The sequence below is a fragment of the Oscillospiraceae bacterium genome (genome assembly GCA_009780275.1).
In the GTDB taxonomy this organism is placed as follows: Bacteria; Bacillota; Clostridia; order Oscillospirales; family UBA929; genus WRAI01.
Genome location: WRAI01000003.1, coordinates 75,070 through 92,408 on the forward strand (window position 1 = coordinate 75,070; position 17,339 = coordinate 92,408).

At 51.3% G+C, this 17,339-nt stretch carries 25 protein-coding genes; 8 read left to right on the forward strand and 17 right to left on the reverse strand.

The genetic code is table 11. The annotated features are described in order from the left end of the window. Window positions 1–55: 55 nt before the first annotated feature. The 13 genes from rpsQ to FWE06_01875 all read right to left on the reverse strand — a co-directional run bounded on the left by rpsQ (window position 56) and on the right by FWE06_01875 (window position 6,397). On the reverse strand, window positions 56–313 hold the full coding sequence (rpsQ, locus tag FWE06_01815; GenBank protein MCL2545917.1) for a 30S ribosomal protein S17: 258 nt from the start codon (window positions 311–313) through the stop codon (window positions 56–58). Further along, the gene (rpmC, locus tag FWE06_01820) at window positions 310–513 is read right to left on the reverse strand and encodes a 50S ribosomal protein L29 (protein ID MCL2545918.1); all 204 of its coding nucleotides are present in this window, start codon (window positions 511–513) and stop codon (window positions 310–312) included. Before rpmC ends, rpsQ begins: the two co-directional genes overlap by 4 nt. Beyond that, the gene (gene rplP, locus FWE06_01825; protein MCL2545919.1) at window positions 510–935 is read right to left on the reverse strand and encodes a 50S ribosomal protein L16; all 426 of its coding nucleotides are present in this window, start codon (window positions 933–935) and stop codon (window positions 510–512) included. The genes rpmC and rplP overlap by 4 nt, the downstream gene beginning before the upstream one ends. Before the next feature lie 3 nt (window positions 936–938). Then, window positions 939–1,943: a 30S ribosomal protein S3 gene (gene rpsC / locus FWE06_01830; protein MCL2545920.1), complete on the reverse strand. Its 1,005-nt coding sequence runs from the start codon at window positions 1,941–1,943 to the stop codon at window positions 939–941. A gap of 14 nt (window positions 1,944–1,957) precedes the next feature. After that, window positions 1,958–2,308, reverse strand: coding sequence for a 50S ribosomal protein L22 (gene rplV / locus FWE06_01835; protein MCL2545921.1), 351 nt, complete (start codon window positions 2,306–2,308; stop codon window positions 1,958–1,960). 9 nt (window positions 2,309–2,317) lie between these two features. Further along, a complete protein-coding gene (gene rpsS / locus FWE06_01840) occupies window positions 2,318–2,593 on the reverse strand; it encodes a 30S ribosomal protein S19 (protein ID MCL2545922.1) in 276 nt (91 codons plus the stop codon). A gap of 12 nt (window positions 2,594–2,605) precedes the next feature. Further along, window positions 2,606–3,439, reverse strand: a complete 834-nt coding sequence (gene rplB, locus FWE06_01845) for a 50S ribosomal protein L2 (protein ID MCL2545923.1) — start codon at window positions 3,437–3,439, stop codon at window positions 2,606–2,608. A gap of 2 nt (window positions 3,440–3,441) precedes the next feature. Beyond that, window positions 3,442–3,735 (reverse strand): 50S ribosomal protein L23, encoded by a 294-nt coding sequence (gene rplW / locus FWE06_01850; protein MCL2545924.1) that lies wholly within the window; start codon window positions 3,733–3,735, stop codon window positions 3,442–3,444. Further along, window positions 3,735–4,358, reverse strand: a complete 624-nt coding sequence (rplD, locus tag FWE06_01855) for a 50S ribosomal protein L4 (GenBank protein ID MCL2545925.1) — start codon at window positions 4,356–4,358, stop codon at window positions 3,735–3,737. The genes rplW and rplD overlap by 1 nt, the downstream gene beginning before the upstream one ends. Before the next feature lie 17 nt (window positions 4,359–4,375). Beyond that, complete coding sequence (gene rplC, locus FWE06_01860) at window positions 4,376–5,014, reverse strand: 50S ribosomal protein L3 (GenBank protein ID MCL2545926.1); 639 nt, start codon at window positions 5,012–5,014, stop codon at window positions 4,376–4,378. Window positions 5,015–5,103: 89 nt separating this feature from the next. Then, window positions 5,104–5,412: a 30S ribosomal protein S10 gene (rpsJ, locus tag FWE06_01865; protein MCL2545927.1), complete on the reverse strand. Its 309-nt coding sequence runs from the start codon at window positions 5,410–5,412 to the stop codon at window positions 5,104–5,106. 428 nt (window positions 5,413–5,840) lie between these two features. After that, complete coding sequence (locus FWE06_01870; protein ID MCL2545928.1) at window positions 5,841–6,203, reverse strand: putative ABC transporter permease; 363 nt, start codon at window positions 6,201–6,203, stop codon at window positions 5,841–5,843. After that, a complete protein-coding gene (locus tag FWE06_01875) occupies window positions 6,203–6,397 on the reverse strand; it encodes a hypothetical protein (GenBank protein ID MCL2545929.1) in 195 nt (64 codons plus the stop codon). The genes FWE06_01870 and FWE06_01875 overlap by 1 nt, the downstream gene beginning before the upstream one ends. Window positions 6,398–6,524: 127 nt before the next feature. Here FWE06_01875 and FWE06_01880 point away from each other — a divergent pair, with 127 nt between their 5' ends. The 3 genes from FWE06_01880 (at window position 6,525) to FWE06_01890 (ending at window position 7,755) form a co-directional block, all read left to right on the forward strand. Then, a complete protein-coding gene (locus FWE06_01880; protein MCL2545930.1) occupies window positions 6,525–7,001 on the forward strand; it encodes an adaptor protein MecA in 477 nt (158 codons plus the stop codon). 91 nt (window positions 7,002–7,092) lie between these two features. Next, window positions 7,093–7,536, forward strand: a complete 444-nt coding sequence (tadA, locus tag FWE06_01885; GenBank protein MCL2545931.1) for a tRNA adenosine(34) deaminase TadA — start codon at window positions 7,093–7,095, stop codon at window positions 7,534–7,536. A 12-nt stretch (window positions 7,537–7,548) separates the two neighbouring features. Beyond that, window positions 7,549–7,755 carry a hypothetical protein gene (locus FWE06_01890; protein MCL2545932.1) on the forward strand — a complete coding sequence of 69 codons (207 nt, stop codon included), beginning with the start codon at window positions 7,549–7,551 and terminating at the stop codon, window positions 7,753–7,755. 85 nt (window positions 7,756–7,840) lie between these two features. Here FWE06_01890 and FWE06_01895 read toward each other — a convergent pair whose 3' ends face one another. From FWE06_01895 to FWE06_01910, 4 genes are all read right to left on the reverse strand, one after another. After that, window positions 7,841–9,052 carry a nucleotide sugar dehydrogenase gene (locus FWE06_01895; protein ID MCL2545933.1) on the reverse strand — a complete coding sequence of 404 codons (1,212 nt, stop codon included), beginning with the start codon at window positions 9,050–9,052 and terminating at the stop codon, window positions 7,841–7,843. Window positions 9,053–9,153: 101 nt separating this feature from the next. Next, a complete protein-coding gene (locus FWE06_01900) occupies window positions 9,154–9,651 on the reverse strand; it encodes an HD domain-containing protein (GenBank protein ID MCL2545934.1) in 498 nt (165 codons plus the stop codon). After that, window positions 9,651–10,622, reverse strand: coding sequence for a diaminopimelate dehydrogenase (locus FWE06_01905; GenBank protein ID MCL2545935.1), 972 nt, complete (start codon window positions 10,620–10,622; stop codon window positions 9,651–9,653). The genes FWE06_01900 and FWE06_01905 overlap by 1 nt, the downstream gene beginning before the upstream one ends. 39 nt (window positions 10,623–10,661) lie before the next feature. Continuing rightward, window positions 10,662–11,003 (reverse strand): hypothetical protein, encoded by a 342-nt coding sequence (locus tag FWE06_01910; protein ID MCL2545936.1) that lies wholly within the window; start codon window positions 11,001–11,003, stop codon window positions 10,662–10,664. A 298-nt stretch (window positions 11,004–11,301) separates the two neighbouring features. Here FWE06_01910 and FWE06_01915 point away from each other — a divergent pair, with 298 nt between their 5' ends. The 5 genes from FWE06_01915 to mnmE are packed head-to-tail and all read left to right on the forward strand — an operon-like array spanning window position 11,302 to window position 17,313. Continuing rightward, window positions 11,302–12,264, forward strand: coding sequence for an ABC transporter ATP-binding protein (locus tag FWE06_01915; protein MCL2545937.1), 963 nt, complete (start codon window positions 11,302–11,304; stop codon window positions 12,262–12,264). Further along, a complete protein-coding gene (locus tag FWE06_01920; protein ID MCL2545938.1) occupies window positions 12,261–12,974 on the forward strand; it encodes an ABC transporter in 714 nt (237 codons plus the stop codon). The genes FWE06_01915 and FWE06_01920 overlap by 4 nt, the downstream gene beginning before the upstream one ends. A gap of 14 nt (window positions 12,975–12,988) precedes the next feature. Further along, a complete protein-coding gene (locus tag FWE06_01925) occupies window positions 12,989–14,506 on the forward strand; it encodes a GldG family protein (protein ID MCL2545939.1) in 1,518 nt (505 codons plus the stop codon). 24 nt (window positions 14,507–14,530) lie between these two features. Then, complete coding sequence (locus FWE06_01930) at window positions 14,531–15,952, forward strand: DUF4340 domain-containing protein (GenBank protein ID MCL2545940.1); 1,422 nt, start codon at window positions 14,531–14,533, stop codon at window positions 15,950–15,952. After that, a complete protein-coding gene (mnmE, locus tag FWE06_01935) occupies window positions 15,952–17,313 on the forward strand; it encodes a tRNA uridine-5-carboxymethylaminomethyl(34) synthesis GTPase MnmE (GenBank protein MCL2545941.1) in 1,362 nt (453 codons plus the stop codon). The genes FWE06_01930 and mnmE overlap by 1 nt, the downstream gene beginning before the upstream one ends. Window positions 17,314–17,339 lie beyond the last annotated feature (26 nt).

A 17,339-nucleotide genomic window follows, 5' to 3' on the forward strand; every position in this document is an offset into this window, starting at 1 on the left:
GTTGCCTCCTAGCTAGTTTGCGGCAAGAGCAGAGCTCTTGCCCTACAAGCTTTGCCTATTTCACTTTTTCAACAATTTGCACCAAGCGCCAGCGCTTATCTCTCGATAGAGGGCGCGTTTCCATGACCAACACCTTATCACCAATGTCGCATTGATTTTGCTCATCATGCGCTTTCAATTTATAAGTGCGCTTGATGTATTTTCCGTATAGCGGGTGCTTCATACGGTCTTCAATAGCCACAACGATGGTTTTGTCCATCTTATTGCTGACCACAAGGCCAGTCATGGTCTTACGATAATTTCTTTCACTCATGACTTCGCCTCCTGCAACTGCAACTCGCGTATGATGGTTTTGACGCGCGCAATGTCGCGCTTGACGTCAGCGATACGGATAGGATTATCCAATTGATTTACCGCATGCTGCATTCGAAGATTGAACAGATCTTTCTTCAAATCTTTCAAGGCAACATCAAGCTCTGCAGCTGACATATCTCTAATTTGTGCCGTTTTCATGCCTGTTCACCGCCTTCTTCTTTGACGACAAATTTGCACTTCACCGGCAGTTTGTGCATCGCCAGACGCATTGCTTCACGCGCCATCTCCTCTGTTACACCTGCCATCTCAAACATAACACGTCCGGGTTTGACGACAGCGACCCAGTATTCTGGCGAGCCTTTACCTGAACCCATGCGGGTCTCGGCCGGCTTTTTCGTGACCGGTTTATGCGGGAAAATCTTAATCCAAACTTTACCTGTCCGTTTGACATAACGCGTCATGGCAATACGAGCCGCCTCAATTTGGTTGCTGGTAATCCAGCCCGGCTCAGTGGTCATCAGACCAAATTCACCATAAGTGACTTTATTTCCGCGTTGAGCAACGCCTTTCATGCGTCCGCGTTGCTGGCGACGGTATTTAACTCTTTTGGGCATCAACATAGTCTATTCTCCTTCCTTAGGAGTGCCTTCTTTATTAGGCGCAGGTGTTGCAGGGCGAGGGGCTGCATTCGCAGGGCGCGGAGGACGATTGTCTCCGGCCGGACGTCCGCCGCCTTGCGGACGGTTGCCAAAACCTTGACCGCCACTTGCGGGGCGATTACCAAAGCCTTGACCTTGTGGACGATTGCCGAAACCCTGACCACCTGGACGACCATCACGATTACCGCCGAAGCCGCCGCGACCACCGTCACGTCCACCAAAGCCTTGACCATCGCGGCGCGGGGGCCTGCCGCCGTCTCTTCTGTCACGTCGGTCATCACGGTCACGGCGTTCACGAGGTTTAGGTGCCTCAATCACGCGAGGGCCCATACGATTGCCGACTGTCAGCACTTCACCTTTGTAAATCCAAACTTTCACGCCAATACGACCATACGTCGTTTTGGCTTCTGCGAAACCGTAATCAATATCGGCACGGAGCGTTTGCAGAGGAATTGTACCTTCGTGGTAATGTTCGGTACGCGCGATTTCAGCACCGCCCAAACGACCGCTGCACTGTGTCTTAATGCCTTTGGCGCCGAGTCTCATCGTTCTGCCCATAGCTTGCTTCATTGCACGGCGGAATGAAGTGCGCTTTTCAAGCTGCGCCGCAATGCTTTCAGCAACAAGCTGCGCATTCATATCAGGCTGCTTAACTTCAATTACTTTCAAATCAACCGGCTTACCGATTTTCTTTTCCAGCACGGCACGCAGTTTATCAATATCCTGCCCGCCACGACCAACAACAACACCGACACGTGCGCAATGTACAAAGATGCGAACCTTGGCACTTTCACGTTCAATTTCAATGCGCGGAATGCCCGCAGCATAGAGTGTATCCTTTAAATATTCACGAATTTTGTAATCTTCCAGCAACAGTGCGCCAACATTTTTATTGGGTGCGTACCAACGCGAATCCCAACCTTTAATGACGCCGACACGCATACCGTGCGGATTAACCTTCTGACCCATGTGTGTCTGCCCCCTTACGCTTTCTCGCTGACCGCCACAGTGATGTGGCAAGTGCGTTTGTTAATCCGGAACGCACGCCCCCTTGCGCGCGGCATGATACGTTTGAGTATCGGTCCGGGATTGGCGTAAACCTGCGAAACATACAGGTTGTCGGCATCCATGTTGTGGTTATTCTCAGCATTTGCAACCGCGCTGTTGAGCAATTTCAAAAGCGGTTCGCTGCCTGCTTTGGGTGTGTGCTTTAAGATTGCAGCGGCTTTTTTTGTATCCTTGCCGCGAATAATGTCGCAGATAATGGACACTTTGCGCGGCGAAATGCGAATGTGCTTCGCGTGCGCCTTAGCTTGTTGGATATTATTTTCCATCTTTATCCCCTACCTACCTGATGTCTTTGACCCTGCATGACCACGGAATGTACGTGTCGGCGCAAATTCGCCTAACTTATGTCCGACCATGTCCTCGGTCACATATACCGGCACATGCTTTCGTCCGTCATGTACAGCAAAGGTATGTCCCACAAACTGCGGAAAAATCGTGCTGCCGCGCGCCCAAGTCTTAACGACTTTCTTCTCGTTGGCAGCATTCAGCGCATCCACCTTCTTCAAAAGGTGCGGGGCGGCAAATGGACCCTTTTTAATACTTCTGCTCATCTTCCCACTCCTTTACTTGGCGTTACGACGCTTAACAATGAATTTGTCTGTTCGGTTCTTCTTCTTGCGTGTTTTGTACCCAAGTGTCGGTTTACCCCAAGGTGTAACCGGGCCGGGGCGACCGATGGGACTCTTTCCCTCACCACCGCCGTGCGGGTGGTCACATGGGTTCATGACCGAACCGCGTACTGTCGGACGAATGCCCATATGACGTTTGCGACCGGCTTTACCAATGTTGATGTTTTCATGCTCAATATTGCCGACTTGTCCAATAGAGGCTTTGCAGTTCATCGGCACATAACGCACTTCACCGGACGGCAAGCGTACTTGCGCCATCGTGCCTTCTTTTGCCATCAACTGCGCAGCATTTCCGGCACTGCGAACCATCTGTCCGCCTTTTCCGGGATACATCTCAACATTGTGAATAAACGTACCCAATGGAATGTTCGCCAACGGCAGGCAATTGCCCGGCTTAATGTCAGCACCCGTTCCCGAGTACACAATATCATCTTTTTTCAACCCGATAGGTGCCAAGATGTAGGCACGTTCGCCGTCGGCATATTCAAGCAGTGCAATATTTGCACTGCGATTGGGGTCGTATTCCAGCGCAATGACCGTTCCACCGACATCAAGCTTGTTGCGCTTGAAATCAATTTTACGATATTTTCGCTTTTCACCGCCGCCGCGATGGCGGACGGTAATGCGTCCGTAGCTGTTGCGACCGCCGCTTTTTTTCAGCGTTTCGGTCAGTTTCTTCTCAGGGCGCTTTTTGTCCAACCCCTCAAAACTATTGACCGTCATATGACGCCGTGACGGCGTTGTTGGCTTAAATGATTTGACCGGCATGACTATACCATCCCTTCAAAGAACTCAATACCTTTAGATGCGGGCGTCAAGCGCACAATGGCTTTTTTGAATGCCGAACGACGTCCCACATGCACGCCCATACGCTTTTCCTTGCCCATCATATTTAAAGTATTGACGCTTAGGACTTTGACGCTGAAAATCTCTTCGACTGCGCGTTTGATTTCAATTTTATTGGCATCGCGTGCCACTTGGAAAACATATTTCTTATCTTCCGCACCGCTCATTGACTTTTCAGTGATAATCGGCTTGATGATAATATCGTAGCTGCTTTTCATTACACAAGACCCTCCTCAATGTTTTTCAGGGCTTGCTCATCAAGAACCAACGTTGTGCCGTTCATCACGTCGTAGACGTTCAACACATTGCTGAATGTCGTGTTGACACCCTCAATGTTACGCGCGCTCTTGTAGACATTGACACGCGGCTCCGACGTCACAAGCAATGCTTTGCCCGATACATTAATCGCACTCAACAGATTGACGATGGATTTCGTTTTGATTTCCGCCAAATCAAGGTCGCGAATGACAATAATTTGCTCGTTTGCCGCACGGAGTGACAGCGCACTGCGCAATGCAACACGGCGCAGTTTTTTATTAACTGCCGTAGCATAGGAACGAGGCTTAGGGGCAAACGCGTTGCCGCCACCTGTCCATTGCGGATTGCGGGTCGATCCGTGGCGAGCGCGGCCTGTGCCTTTTTGCGCCCATGGCTTGCGCCCGCCGCCGCGCACTTCTGCGCGGGTCAAGTTGCTCTGCGTACCTTGACGCTTGTTATTTAGATGTGCCGTAATAACAGTGTGCAACGCGGCTTTATTGGGTGTCGCGCCGAATACGGTTTCGGAGAGCTCAACGTCCCCAACGGCTTTGCCGCTCATGTCATAAATCTTTGCTTTTGGCATGGATATGAGCCTCCTCTCTACTTCTTGTTGTTCATCACAGTATTGCGCAGGGTAATCAATGCACCGCGCGGGCCGGGAATCGCGCCGCGAACGGCAATCAAATTCAAGTCGGAATCAATTTTAACGATTTCCAAGTTCAGTGTCGTCACCTGTTCGCTACCCATGTGTCCGGGCATTTTCTTGCCGGGGAATACGCGACTCGGGTCAGAATTAGCACCCATTGATCCTTGGTGACGGTGAACCGGGCCGCCGCCATGCGACATCCTGCCGCGCGAGAAGTTGTGGCGTTTAATTGTACCTGCAAAGCCTTTACCTTTACTAATGCCAGTCGCGTCGATACGGTCACCCTCGGCGAAGACATCGACTTTGACTTCATCGCCCGGATTCATGTTCTCGGCGTTTGTCAGCTTGAATTCGCGTAGGTGTTTGAGTGTTGCCACCCCGGCTTTTTTTAGATGGCCGAGTTCGCCTTTACTGAGCGTCTTTTTGGTTTCCTTAAAGCCAAGCTGTACTGCGCTGTATCCGTCACGCTCGACTGTTTTAACTTGCACGACACTGCATGGTCCGGCCTCAATCACCGTTACGCCAATGGCTTTTCCTTGCTCATCGAAAACCTGTGTCATGCCAACTTTTCGTCCGATAATAGCTTTTTCGATAGGTTTTTGCATGATTGGTATATCCTCCTAACATTGGTTGGCTAATGTCCAACTTGTTCACTTGCCACATCTCATATTATGGCACTTTTTTACAGTTTCATCTCAATTTCAATACCTGCAGGCAAATCCAGCGAGCGCAAGGCTTCAGTTGTTTTTGCTGTGGGGCGATGAATATCAATAATGCGCTTATGTGTGCGCCGCTCAAATTGCTCACGGCTGTCTTTGTTGACGTGTACAGAGCGCAAAATGGTAATAATCTCTTTCTTGGTCGGCAACGGAATCGGCCCTTTTACTGTTGCTCCCGTACGCTTGACTGTTTCAACGATACGTTCTGCCGATTGATCAATCAACTGATGGTCGTATGCTTTAAGCCGAATGCGAATGATATTTGCGTCCATAAATATTTCCTCCTTGTCTTTAACTGCCCACTCTCCCGTGCGTGTCACATACCCGCACAAAAAATACCGACAGCGTTCTGCCGGCCAGTCACTGGTCAAAATACGGCAGTCATTACGCCTGTAATCATGTACAGACTTTGCTCCCTCAAAGCTACCCGCCCGCTTGACAAAAGCAAACGGCAATCTCCAAGTTCACAGCTCCCGCCCCCCTTTCATCACAAGCTTGAAAGTTAAGCGACTAGGGAAGTATACTACACCCTACCCGCTTTGTCAAGCACTTTTTCAATATTTTTTGAAAATTTTTTTCTAGTGGTTGCAAACGTCATGTTTTTCAACATCGTACGGATAATCATATGATCCGTGTTTATATGCATAAAACGAAGTTTCTGCGTTACACATAACATCCCCTGCACATTCGTTTCACAACGCTATGAAATCCATTGCGCCGCCGCGATTGTCAAGCCACCCAAACCGCACCACAACACGGTATACAGTAGACAAATCTGCCCCAATACATTATATTTACGGCACGAGTAATCCCATACATTCAATTTCAGCCAAAGGTTGACTACGCACCCCACGGCAAATTCTACCGCTGTGATGCCGATACCAGCGGCGATAGCTGCCATCCAGAGCGTCAAACCCTGCTGGCTCAGCCAAATCAAAAGCAAAAAACAAACCCCGCCCGCGATAAACATGCTGACATGACTGCGTCGACGCCACAACAATTCAAGCAAAACATACCCCGTGCCGCCAACAGCAAACCACAGTGATATCATTGCCATGCTCATTAAAAGAACCCCGTGTCAGCATTGCTGAGTTTTTCCAGTACGGCGTCTACATCTTGCCGCGAGGGGCAATGGTTCTCGACATAGCGTGCCAGTGCTGCTTTTCGTTCATCCGACAGTGTCGAAAATGTTTGCAGTGCTTGCGGCCTCTGCATCAACCCCAAGTGCAAACCCAGCGGTAAGTCAATGTGTTCCATGCCTGCTCCTCCTGTGAATATTCTCACAAGAGGTATCTTTTCCCATTGCCGCCAAATTTATGCCACTAGCCAAACGACAAAGTTTACGGTATAATTAACACGATTATGCGTAAGGAGCGGCATCCTCATGACTATACATAAAATCGACAAACACGGTATCGTTATATTTATCACGCAGCAAGAACTCAATGTACTGAGCATTTCGTGGACACAGTTTAACAACAGGATTGCACAACAATGGGTGCGTGACGCTTTGCGCAACGCCGGCATCGCAGACGCAACACCTGTATCAATTGAAGCGTTCCAAAATAATGGCGGCATCTTGCTCTTTGCTATATTGCCATCCCAGTCGTTACTGTTTCGATTCGACTGCTTTGAAACATTGCTTGAAGCTGTCGCCGCCATCGATCAACCTGAGCAACCAAACGACTTGTATGCCCTGCGTGAGCATTATATTCTGGTACTGCACGGCGAACCGACACCGCAATGGTATGAGTTCGCCCGCCCGCAGCAACTTTCTATCGCTTACCTTAATGAACATGGCAAACAACTTTTGCACGGCGATGCAGTTGGACAACTAGCGCATATTTTCAGCTGCGTGTAGGAGGGGGGCACACACCCGAATGTCTCGCAAATTGCCACACGAGTAAAAACACAGGCGGGCAATCCCCGCCCCTGCACGCGGAGGTATTATAGTGTATCATGAAGATTTCATGCGCCAAGCCTTGACATTAGCCAAACAGGCCGCCGCGCTTGGCGAAGTGCCTGTCGGATGCGTCGTTGTACACAACGGCACAGTTATCGGGCGCGGCTACAACACCCGTGAAACCAAGCAAAGCGCTATCGCCCACGCCGAAATCAACGCCATCATGCAGGCCTGCCAAACGCTTGGGACTTGGCGTTTGGACGACTGCACAATATATGTCACATTAGAGCCATGCCCCATGTGTGCCGGCGCGATTTTCAACGCCAAAATCCCGCGTTTAATCTACGGTGCCCGCGACCCAAAGGCCGGGGCGATTTCAGGACTTCTGCATCTGTTTGAGTATCCGTTGCCGCACAAATTGGCCGTCACGCCCGAAGTGTTAGGTGAAGAATGCTTAGCGGTGCTGCGGGATTTTTTTGAAAGCTTACGATAACCTGATAATTTCGTGCATGAAATGCTAGGCGTATACTCAACTCAAGTACTGCAATATTTCAAGCAATGCGACGACGACAGCATGCCGTCCGGCATCAATGCGCTGTTGGGGCATTTCCATGACAATGCAGCCATTTCATGTTCCTTTGACCATGCAGAAACAACATTATGTGGCATCATCGAGGTTGAATGGCAATTCATGGATGTCGGCGACGAGTAATGTTATCTCTCTTGCGTAGTGAATAGATAAGGCAATGACCCTCATCCGTGCTTTGCGGATGGGGGTCATTGCTTTGTCGCATTATTTACAACACATATCCTGCGTCACCGCCCAACGCATCGCAAGTGTCAAACACCACGCGACCGTTTAGAGCATCGGCGTTTTCTTTAATTTCATCATGCGGCATTAGAATCACCACAATATCAGTGTTGGCCAGGAACTCATCGGGCGTAAAGACCTGCCCATCCACCAACTTGTCGGCAACATACGGGTCGTACCAAGTTGCCCCGCATATGCCATCTTTTTGCATTTCTTCAAACAGTTGCAATCCCGGACTTCCGCGTGTGTCGTCTACGTTAGCTTTGAATGTCAACCCGTAGAAAGCGACCCGCGCGAAGTCAGTGATGTTTTCAGTCAACATAATGGCTTGCAGACGTTCGAAAACATAGCGCGGCTGCCCGTCATTGACAGCGCGCGAAGCGGCGACAACGGTCATGACTTCGGGATGGTCACCCACCAAAAACCATGGGTCAACCGAAATACAATGCCCACCTACGCCCGGCCCCGGAACATGTACATTGACACGCGGATGGCGGTTGGCCAACGCAACAAGTTCCCGCACATCAACGCCTTCAAAATGGCATAAGCGCGACAGCTCATTGGCAAATGCGATGTTGATGTCGCGATACGTATTCTCCACCACTTTTGAGAGCGCAGCCGTCTTGACGTCAGTCGTGACGATTTCACTTTGACAGAAAGTACGGTACAGTGCAACCAGCCTTTCAGCTGTTTCCTCGTCATCAGCCCCTACTGTACGGCTATTATTCGTTAATTCATGCACCATATTGCCGGGAATGACCCGCTCGGGCGCATGCGCCAGCTTGACTTGCTTGCCACTTGCCGCCACCAGCGGACGTACCGCCTCGTCAATCGTCCCCGGCGCAATGGTCGACTCAACACAAATAATCGCACCATCGCTGCAAATTTCAAGCACCGACTTGACCGCCGCTACAATGTACTTAGCGTCAATTTTCTTTGTGTCGGCGCAATATGGCGTCGGCACGGCAATAATATAGCAGCCGCTGTCGGCACATACCGTGCTGAACTTCACCTTAGACGAGGCCTTTTCCATGAGTTCCGGCAAACCATTTTCTTCAAAGGTCAACTGCCCGGCGTTGAGTTTATCCACCAGTGCTTGATTAATATCTGTGCCTACGACTTCCACGCCGTTTGCGGCTAACATGAGTGCTGTGGGCAAGCCAATGTAGCCCAGCCCGATGACGTTGATTGGTTTCATAGTTCCCTCTTGACAATTTTTAGTTCAGTTCCATAAACGACCTCACCTCCATTTAAGGAGGCTTTGGCAAGCCGCAACGGCCCTATAACATTTTTATTGTATCATATTTTGACAGATTTTGCAAATCCTAAACCTAAACCAAGCTCACACAACAAGTTTTCGAGCCGGGCCTGCTCATGCTTTATAATCGGCAAAGATGGGTTAAAGAAATAATGGCTTAACACATCGGCATCTTTCACAAGTTCGCTGTACACATCGTGCACAGCATTCTTTGTGCTGTGATGTTTGACCGCAGTACATATCATTTCTAACTCTTCATCAGTAACGATATTCAACGGTCTCAAAATCTCTCTCGCCCTTGCACTGCCGTGCAGCGCGTGATCTTTGGAGTCATCGGTCAGCAGCGAATGTATATCGTGCAACAGCCCAATCATAATCGCAATTTCGTGGTTTAGTTTTCGTTTTATCGCCAGCATGGCGGCGAAATTAGACACAGAGTGCAAGTGATGCTCAACAAACCAAAGTTCACCGTGCCGTTTCGTTTGCGCCAATACTATTTCGTCAATGTGGCGGCGTAATATTTCAACGCGGTTTTCCATTACAACAACTCCCCCCGCAATGCCGCCGCGTCCATCGTCGAATAATACCCTAGTGGCACGTCAAGCATACTCACTGCGCCGCGCCGGCCGTCATCGTACAGCCTCTTGACCGCCCGCGCGCAGGCGACCAAAACGCTGCCGGTAAATTCGGGGTTACTCTCCAGTTTGAGCGCAAATTCCATCGTTTGCCGCTGTGCCGATGTCGTACCGCTATGCACTACAAAGCCGCCGTGCGGCATTTTTTTATGCTCGGCATTAAGCTCCTCTTGTGTAACAAAATGCACCGCCGTATCATAGTCGGCAAAGTACGCCGGCATCGACACAATAGCTTGTGTGACCGTCTGCTTGTCAGCGCCGTCTTTCAACACAACATAACACACGCGCTTATGCTTGTCCCGCGTCGTCAATGCCGCGCCGTTTCCTGCGCGCACCTGCTCAATGGCCTGCGGCACAGGCACAGTATACTGTGTGGCGTCCTGCACGCCCTCAATGCGGCGAATGGCATCAGAGTGTCCTTGGCTTACGCCGTCGCCCCAAAATGTCGCCGTTTCCCCTTTGGGCAAAATCGCGCCTGATAGCAGGCGCATCAGCGAAAACAACCCCGGATCCCAGCCTGCGCTGATCAACGCCAGCGTATCCTGCGCCGCACTTCGCATCATGTCGAAATACTCAGGAATCCGCGAGTGGGTATCGTAGCTGTCCACAGTATTAAATTTGGCGACGAATTGCGGCCCTTGTACCATTAAATCTGTGGCCGACCCGCCACAGAGTATCATAACATCTATATCGCTGCACTTCATCGCCTCTTCGGGTGTAATGACTGCCACGCCTTGCGTTTCGAGTTTGATAGCCTGCGGGTCACGCCGTGTCACTACGCAAGATAAAGTCATATCTTGCGCATGAGCGACGGCTTTTTCCACCCCGCGCCCAATGTTGCCGTAGCCAACTATGCCAATGTTGATGTTTTTCATATGTACCCCCAAAGTTATTTATATTACGCAGTATGCTTATTAAGTAGCATTGACAAGATATTCTTTATTATCGAGGATTTTCTGCCCATTGACACAAGCTACACAGCCACAAATCGTCATACCATCTTGCTTGGCTTTGAGTTCTGCTTCGAGAACACCTTTCCAGAACTCGCTGTCAGGGTGCGACCTTGCAAGTGCAATGGCATCATTGATAGGGACAATACATTGCTCCAATTCGACAATCAAAGCATCGGTAGCCGACTTCTTCGCCGCATCGCTATCCTTCAAATCAAGCCAAGCCTGCCCAACCTTAACAAGGTCGTCGGCACAGTAATCCACAGAAATCATCTCTTTAATTAAATCAGTCAATCTTTCTTTCATATTCTTGTTTAGCCTCCGTACAAAATATAAATTCGTGATATTCGCCTATCACTCCCATTATACCCTCTGAACATGAATATACCATAAACTTTTGTATTTGTAAATGTCACGCCTCTACACGCTCACACTCAGTCCTCTAAGTCGTGAAAAGCATGATTTCCGCCTTTTCACGACTTAGCCTCCCTGTTCGTGACATCGGTACTTCTTTGTAATTGACAATTTTGACAACTTGATTTACAATAGAAATACTCGTAAGAGCGGCTCCTTGCTGCTCCCGGATATTGTGAGGTGAACTGCCTTGATTGAAGTTAATAGCCTAACCAAACGGTACGGCAACAGCCGCGGTATCAATGATGTGAGTTTTCACGTCAAAGAGGGCGAGATTGTCGGCTTCCTCGGCCCCAACGGCGCGGGAAAGACCACCACTATGAATATTTTGACCGGCTACCTGTCAGCGACAAGCGGCGCGGCCTCGGTAGCAGGCATTGACGTGCAAAAAGACCCTATCGCCGCCAAAAAGCGCATCGGCTATCTGCCCGAACATCCGCCGTTGTATGTTGAGATGACGGTGCGGGAATACCTGAAGTTTATCTGCCGGCTCAAGGGTGTGCCGTCTAGCCAACATGACACGTCCATCGTGGAAGCCTGCGAATTGGTTAGCATCACCGACGTGCAAAAGCGCGTTATTCGAAACCTATCCAAAGGTTATCGGCAACGTGTCGGACTGGCCCAGGCGCTCATCGGCAACCCTGATGTACTGATTTTAGACGAACCGACCGTCGGGCTTGACCCGCGGCAAATTACCGAGATTCGAAAAACCATCAGCACGTTGGGCAAAAAGCGCACCATTATCTTATCCACACACATTCTACCCGAAGTCAGCGCCATTTGCGAACGCGTACTGATTATCGCCAACGGCAAAATCGTCGCCGACGGCGACCCGAACACCCTCAGTCAAGACATTGCCGAAAAATCACGGTTGGTCGTGCGCCTGCCAGGCAACCCGAGTACCGTCATGTCTGCGCTAAAAAGTGTCGACGGCGTGCGCGGTGTCGAGCAGCTCGCACAGTTGGAGAAAGGCGCGTACGACTACGCCGTCAGCAGCGCGCCAAACATCGACGTCCGCAAACCACTGTTCAACACACTAGCTAAGGCAAATGTACCCATCTTGCGACTGGCACCCGAAACACTGTCATTGGAAGAAGTGTTTCTGCGGCTCGTTGAACAAGATGATCCCCAAGAGGAGGCGATCCAAGCATGAACGCAATATTTCGGCGCGACTTGCGCTCGTATTTAACCTCGCCGCTCGGCTATGTCTATATCGCGGCATTTTTCCTGGTCACAGCCGTCCGCTTTTTAACAACTAACGTTGTAGCGGGACGTTCCGACTTATTCCACGTCTTTGACTACATGGCATCGTTCTTAATCTTCGCCACGCCGCTGCTCACCATGCGGCTTTTTTCCGAGGAATTTAAACTCAAAACCGACCAATTGCTCTTTACATCGCCGGTACAAGTCATCCACATCGTCATGGGCAAGTTCTTTGCCGCATTGACGCTCTTTCTGTTCGTCATGACGCTCGGCCTCATCTTCCCGCTGACTGTCGCGCAGTTCGGCACGGTCAACGTCGGCGGCGTGTTCGGGCATTACGTCGCCTTGATTTTCGCGGCAGCGGCATTTATCGCTATCGGTCTATTCTTCTCTGCATTAACTGAAAGTCAACTCATTTCGGCCTTGACAACGCTCGGCTTCCTGCTGGCATTGTTACAGCTTGACCAAGCCTCACGCCAATGGACGTCCGGTTTTTTGCGCTACGTTGCCGCCGTCGTCGGACATATTTCTATCTTCCGTCGCTATGAGCTGTTCACCCGCGGACTGTTCTCGCTGGCCAGCTTGGTGTTCTACCTATCAGTCTGCGCGTTCTTCTTATTCCTGACCGCGCGGGTCATCGAGCGCAAACGCTACAGGTAATCGGGAGAAAGAATATGAAAAACAAACAAAAGTATAACACTGTCACGCTCATCTATACGACATTTTTCTTGGCTGCCGTAATTTTGCTCAACGTCATCGCCGGATTGTTATCGGCACGCTTCGGCTTTGAGTACGACATGACGCCAGACCGCCGCTACGCCCTGCACAACGAAACACTGACGCTCTTGCGCCACGTCGATGTCCCCATTCAAATTACTGTTTTCGAAGCCGAGCAAGATATGCAAGGCGACCTGATTTCGCTGACAATTTACGAGCAGTTGCGCCGCTATACGCAAAACAGCAACGGCAACATCACTGTGCGCTACATTGACCCTGATCTCAACCCCGCCATCGTGGCTCCTTACCGCGAAGCTTTCCCGCACACCGGACGCAGCAGCATCGGCGTGCGAAATCTGGCGACAGACGCTTTCCGCGTCATCGAATGGCCCTCACTCATTGAAGTAAGCGACAGCGCCATCGCACGCTGGCAAGCCGGCGGTTCGCAACCTCATCCCGATATCCCGGGTGATTTTGACATTACCAGCGAAGCGACATTCAACACCGCCATCCAATTTGTTCTCAACGAGCGCAATGCCACTGCGGCCATCATCGTCGGGCACGACAGCCAGTTCCCTGACGCCGAAAGTTCCGCCGCGCGTATTGCTGATATTTTAACGGTACTACACCGTCAAAACATCGCCGTCATTGAAGTCGACTTGCGCATTGAAGATATCCCGCAAGGCACCGAACTCGTCATCTTCCCCGCGCCCGGCACCGACCCGTCATACGCTGAACTGGAAAAGCTTGATACATTCTTTGACTCGCCCGAGCAGTTCCAAAGTGCCATCTTTTTCACCATGTCGGACAATAATGAAACGCCGCGCTTAGATGCCTTCTTGCGCGAATGGGGCGTCGACATGAATACGCAGCACCAATTCATCACTACTCCGCAAAATCAGCTTGCGCCGGAAGTGTTTATCCCGTCAATTGCCTCATCGCACGACATATTCGGCGGCATGACCAATGAAAACACTGACTGGGTATTTCTCGAGTACGTTCGCCCGATGGAATTGCTGTGGCAATCACACGGCAACCGTCAAACCATCCCGCTAATATTTACGCCGGACAATGCCACCGCACGCGACCGCGCCGAGCCAAACATCGCCGCACTCTCGACAAGCGGCCGGTTCACCATCGGCGCGCTTGTCGAGCAGATGAATATCCTCAACCGTCCCGCCGATATGGGCGGCAACTTGCAAAGCATGACGACACTTGCTGTTCTGCCGCACGCCATCGGCGTCATCAACGACCCGCAAGGCCGAATCCACGGCGCGGCCAACGAGCGCATGATAACACACATCGTCAACTACCTCGTGCCGCAAGACATCACGGTCAGTGCCATACGCCGTCAGCTCAGCGACCCACCCATGGTAGTCAACAACGCCGCGGGTCTGTGGGTACTGTATATGCTGATTTCCGCAGGACTGTTCGTGGCAGGGTTTGTTGTGTTTATCACACGGCGGCATAAATAGATACAAGGCGTAGGGAGAAACAACATGAAAAAAATTATCATCGCCGCCATCGCCGTGTTAATCCTCGGCGGTGCGACCATGTTTTTAATGCTCAGCGACAACAACGCAATACCACCCGATGAGCCCAACGGTCCAACAACTGCCGGACGCCCCATCGATATTAACTTCGATGATGTCACTGCCATCGACTTCACGCCGCGCATGGGCATGGCATATACCATTACCATCACGCGTGACGCCGACGGCGAAGAGACGGCTGCGCTGACGCCCGGGCGTGACGGGTTTGATTACCAACAAGTCTTGCTCATGCGCTCGGCAACCGCCGCCGTGGCATTGGAGCATATCTCACTGTTGCGGCGTAATGTATCGCCCGATGAACTCACGTATTTCGGTTTTGACGAGCCCCTGATGCAGTGGACCATCCACGCCAATGGCGATCAATACAGCTTTGAAATGGGTGCCGACGCCGGCGGCGGCGACAGCGTCTATGTCCGCGCGGCAGACGGCACTAACGTGTATTTGCTGCCCTTTATGTCAGGCATCCTATTTGCCCGCGCTGAACATGAACTGCGACTTTTGCGTTTCCTGCCCGACTATGCATCCCGCGTTGATGCACTGCTGTCTCTGAATTACTTTGACATCCAAGGCAGCCGAACGCCCTTTTCACTGCGACGCATGACCGACGACGAAGCCGAAGTCGCGCCGCTAATGGCTATGTATCAATTCATTACCCCCACCACTATGTTCATCGAGAGCCATTATCTCAACGAATTGCTTTTCGACCCCTTCTTAGGCATTGGATTCAGCGCCGTCGTTGAGGACGACCCCGAAGACTTAGCTATCTACGGACTCGACGACCCGTACGTCGTCCATGTGCGCGACATCCATGGTTGGGAAGCCACCCTGCTTGTCGGAAACGAACATGAACACGGCGGACGGTATGTCAAATTAGAGGGCTTTCCGACTGTTTTCCACGATCGTGCCGGCGATTACAGCTTTCTCGACATCAACTACACCATTCTCATCAACCGCCTGTTCTGGCTGCATGAAATCACCGACATCGCCCGCGTTGAGTGGCAATTCAGCGGCGATTTATATATCGTCGAATATGACGTAACCGATGATGATTTCCATGCCACATTCAATGGTGGCGACATCAGCAGCAACAATGCGCGGCGGTTATACCAAAATACATTGCTTTTGCACATTCACAGCCGCATAGATGACGATGCGATGCGCGGCGAACATTACGGCAGCATTACTTTGTTCTTCCGTGACGGCAACACCGAGGAATTGTCATTTTACGTCCATACCGAACGTATCCTCAACGCGCGGCTAAATGGGTTGGACCTCGGACTGACGGTGTCCCGCAGCGGCCGCCACGGCCTTGATGACTTGCTCAACCGCTTTGACATTGTGCAGGCCGGCGATGAACTGCCAAATTGATGATAGAACAACTCGACACCATCGCCGCTATCGCCACACCGCCCGGCACCGCCGGCATCGGCGTTATCCGTGTCAGCGGCGCAAACGCCATTCCGGCCGCTCAAGCAATTTTTAAGCCATTGCACGACGCATTGGCAAATACTCCCGCGCGGCAGCTCATCCGCGGCAATATTTATGACAATCACGGCAAACTGCTTGACCAAGCCTTAGCTGTCATCATGCCTGCCGGTCAAAGTTATACCGGCGAGGATGTTGTTGAACTGCACTGCCACGGGTCGCCAATTCTTTTGCAGTTGGTGCTGGATTTGCTCTTCGCCCAAAGCGTACGGCTTGCCGAAGCCGGCGAGTTCACGCGCCGCGCTTTCCTTAACAACTGCCTCGACCTGACACAAGCCGAAGCCGTCCACGATTTGATTACCGCGCCCAACGAAGCCGCAGTACGCAACGCTGCGGGACAACTTGACGGGCTGCTTGCCCGCCAGCTCGACGCCCTCTGGGCGGCACTGACCGGCGTCTGCGCGCACTTTTATGCCTGTTTAGACTATCCCGACGACGGTGTCATTGATCTCGATATACCAACACTGACATCTGCCATACGTGACATTCATACCAAACTATCGGCACTCGCGGCAACACATTCTCGCGGCCGGAAAATGCGTGACGGCATCAAAACAGCCATTGTCGGACGGCCAAACGTCGGCAAATCGTCGCTGCTCAACGCTCTGTTGGGCTACGAGCGTGCTATCGTTTCGCCAACCGCCGGCACAACACGCGACACGGTCAGTGAAACAATTACACTGAATGGCAGCCTTTTTCGCGTCATTGACACCGCAGGTCTGCGCGACGGCTGTGGCGAAGTCGAACAGCTGGGCATCGAGCGGACGCAGCGCACCCTACAAGAGGCCGACCTGCTTCTCATCGTACTCGACGGCTCACAGCCGCTGACGGTGGAGGATAAAACCGTGCTGGCGCTGGCGCATGAACGCACCATTATCGTGGTAAATAAAATAGATCGTACAGAATGCAAAATACAGAATGCAGAATATGCAAAAAAAAGTGTGCGACTCTCTGCTTTGACAGGTGAGGGCATTGATGGTTTGGCCGATGCCATGTCTGATCTATTCAACGACGAATCAATCCCGTCCGACGGCACGATTTTAACCAACGCTCGCCAGTCCGACGCTATACGCCGTGCAGCAACTGCCGTTGATACAGCATGCCACGCATTAGAAAATGCAACCCCTGATGCCGTGATTTTCGAGTTGGAAACAGCCCTCGAAGCCCTGGGACAGTTGACAGGCAAACTGGTGCAAGTGAGTATTGTTGATGAAGTGTTCGGGAATTTTTGCGTGGGAAAATAAGAACAAAAACGGACGACTAAAGGGCA